2 protein-coding genes and 1 pseudogene are annotated in these 2,899 nt (G+C 75.2%); all 3 read right to left on the bottom strand.

Features of this window, described 5'->3' with window-relative positions; translation table 11 throughout:
- Positions 1-219 (bottom strand): annotated as a pseudogene (locus A5643_RS11550) (MFS transporter); the annotation flags it as partial.
- A 33-nt stretch (positions 220-252) separates the two neighbouring features.
- Positions 253-1,461 (bottom strand): uroporphyrinogen-III C-methyltransferase, encoded by a 1,209-nt coding sequence (gene cobA / locus A5643_RS11545; protein WP_066855243.1) that lies wholly within the window; start codon positions 1,459-1,461, stop codon positions 253-255.
- The gene (locus A5643_RS11540; protein WP_066855240.1) at positions 1,458-2,822 is read right to left on the bottom strand and encodes a cobyrinic acid a,c-diamide synthase CobB; all 1,365 of its coding nucleotides are present in this window, start codon (positions 2,820-2,822) and stop codon (positions 1,458-1,460) included. The genes cobA and A5643_RS11540 overlap by 4 nt, the downstream gene beginning before the upstream one ends.
- Between the last annotated feature and the right edge of the window lie 77 nt (positions 2,823-2,899).

Genomic DNA, 2,899 nt, shown 5'->3' with positions numbered 1-2,899 from the left:
GGTGATCACCCAGCTGCGCCCGGCGTCGGACAACCCCAGGTCGTCCTGGATGCGGGGCAGCGCCACGATCGCGACCGTGCTGTCCATGGTGGCCAGCAGCTGCATCCCGCCGATGGCGATGACCGCGGCCACGAACCGGTAGGAGGGCAGCCAGGCCGGGTAGAACCTGCTCACATCGTTCATCCGGGCTACCCGCTCCGCATCGTTGAGAGCCGTCATAGCGGGCTACCCTACAGTAATATTAAGAAGAGTTTAAGCGCCGAAGCCGGCGACCGGTCCGATCACGATGATCGCCGGGGGCCGAATCCCCTCGGCGCGGATCTTTTCCGGCGCCTCGGCCAGCGTCGCCCGCAGCGTGTATTCGGCGGCGGTGGTGCCGTGCTGCACCACCAGCACCGGGGTTTCCGCAGGTCGACCGCCCGCCAGCAGCGCCGCGCTGAACTGCTCGATGCGTTCGACCGCCATCAGCAGCACGATCGTGCCGGACATCTTCGCCAATGCGTCCCAATTCACTAACGATTCGGGCGAGCCGGGCGGCACATGGCCGCTGACCACCACGAATTCGTGGTTGACCGCGCGGTGGGTGACCGGCACCCCGGCCAGCGCGGGCACCGCTATGGCGCTGGTCACACCGGGCACCACGGTGACCGGGATCCCGGCCTCGGCGCAGGCCTGCACCTCCTCGTAGCCGCGGGCGAACACGAACGGGTCCCCGCCTTTGAGCCGCACCACGAACTTGCCGGCCCGGGCCCGCTCGATGAGCACCGCGTTGATGGCGTCCTGGGCCATCGCCCGCCCGTAGGGGATCTTGGCGGCGTCGATGACCTCCACGTGGGCACCCAGCTCGCCGAGCAGCTGCGGCGGGGCCAGCCGGTCGGCCACCACCACGTCGGCCTCGGCGAGCAGCCGCCGCCCGCGCACCGTGATCAGCTCCGGGTCGCCCGGGCCGGCCCCGACCAGCGCCACCCCGCCGGGGGCGGCGTCGGCGCTGTGCACGCTGACCGCGCCGGTCTGCAGCGCCTCGGCGATCGCCGAGCGGATCGCCGCCGAGCGGCGGTGCTCCCCACCGGCGAGCACCCCGATCAGCAGGCCGGCGTGGTCGACGGTGGCCGGGGTGACCGCGCTGCCGGCCACGGCGATGTCGGCGCGCACACAGAAGATCTGCCTGCGGTCGGCCTCGGCGACAACGGCGGCGTTGACCGCCGGGTCGTCGGTGGCGGCCAGCGCGTACCAGGCGCCGTCGAGGTCCCCGTCGCGGTAGTCGCGCAGTGTCAGCGTGATGCCGGGCATGGCCTCGACCGCCGGGGTGGCCGCGCGGGTGATGACGTGCACGTCGGCGCCGCTGGCGGCCAGCAGCCCGAGGCGCCGCTGGGCGACGTTGCCGCCGCCGACCACGACGACCTTGCGGCCGGCCAGCCGCAGCCCGACCAGGTAGGCGTTCTCACTCGGTTGCTCGCTCACCCGGCCAACCTAACCGCGTGCGCGACGAAGCGCGCCACCGCCTGCGGCGCGCCGGCCGGATGGGTGTGCAGGTATGCCGCGTGCAGCCGGGGCCCGGCGGCCCCGTCGGCGACGGTGGCCCCGTCGGCGCCGCGGTACAGCCAGGCCGGCGCCGGGGCGTCGGCGAACGTCACCGCGGTGCGGTGGAACTCGTGGCCGACCACCCGCGCGCCGGCCGGGTGCGCCGGGGAGTCGGTGGCGGCGACCGCGTCGCGGTAGCCCAGGGTGAGCCGGTCGGTGAAGTGCGCCGCCCCGGCCAGCACCCCGCACATCGGTGCCCCGTCCAGCTCGCTGAGCAGGTAGGTCAGCCCGGCGCATTCGGCGTGGATCGGGGCGCGCCCGGCCAGGGTCGCGACCTGCTGGCGCAGCCCGGTGTTGGCCGACAGCTCCGCGGCGTACTGCTCGGGGAAGCCGCCGGGCAGCACCAGCGCGGCGGCGCCGGCCGGCAGCGGCTCGGCCAGCGGGTCGAACTCGGTGGTCTGCGCGCCGGCCGCGCGCAGCAGCTCACCGTGTTCGGGGTAGCCGAAGCTGAACGCCTTGCCGGCGGCGAGCGCGACGACCGGGCGGCCCGCCGCCGGGCCGACCTCGGTGTGCGGGTCCCAGGCCGGGCCGGCCGGTGCGGCGGCGGCGAGCGCCGCCACCGCGGCCAGGTCGACGTGGCGGGCGGTCAGCGCGGTCATCGCGGCGACCGCGGCGGCGGCGGCGCGGCCGTGTTCGGCGGCGGTGACCAGGCCCAGATGCCTGCTGGGGACGGCGAGTTCGGTGTCGCGGGGGATGGCGCCGAGCACCGGCACACCGGCCTGCTCGCAGGCCGACTCCAGCACCGCCCGGTGCCGCGGTGAGCCGACCCGGTTGAGGATCACCCCGGCGATGCGGGTGGCCGGGTCGAACGTGGTGAAGCCGTGCAGCAGGGCGGCGATGCTGTGGCTTTGGCCGCGCGCGTCGACGACCAGCAGCACCGGCGCCCCGAGCAGCGCGGCGACCCGCGCGGTGGAGCCGGCCGCCACGCCGGTGGCCGCCGGGTCGATGCGGCCGTCGAACAGGCCCATCACGCCCTCGACGACGGCGATGTCGGCGCCGGCGGCGCCGTGCCGGTACAGCGGGCCGATCCGGTTCTCCCCCACCAGGATCGGGTCGAGGTTGCGGCCGGGCCGGCCGGTGGCCAGCGCGTGATAGCCGGGGTCGATGAAATCCGGCCCGACCTTGAACCCGGCCACCCGGTGCCCGGCCGCACGCAGCGCCCCCATCAGACCCGTTGCGACCGTGGTCTTTCCGGATCCGGAGGCGGGCGCGGCGATCACCACGGCCGGGGTGGGCGCCACTGCCCCGCCCTACCGCGGGCCGGTCGCGGCGCGGACCGGCCTCACCATTCGATGCCCTTCTGGCCCTTGCGCCCGGC

Source organism: Mycobacterium sp. 1274756.6, from assembly GCF_001668625.1.
Lineage (GTDB): Bacteria > Actinomycetota > Actinomycetes > Mycobacteriales > Mycobacteriaceae > Mycobacterium.
This window is presented reverse-complemented; position numbering and strand designations above follow the sequence as displayed.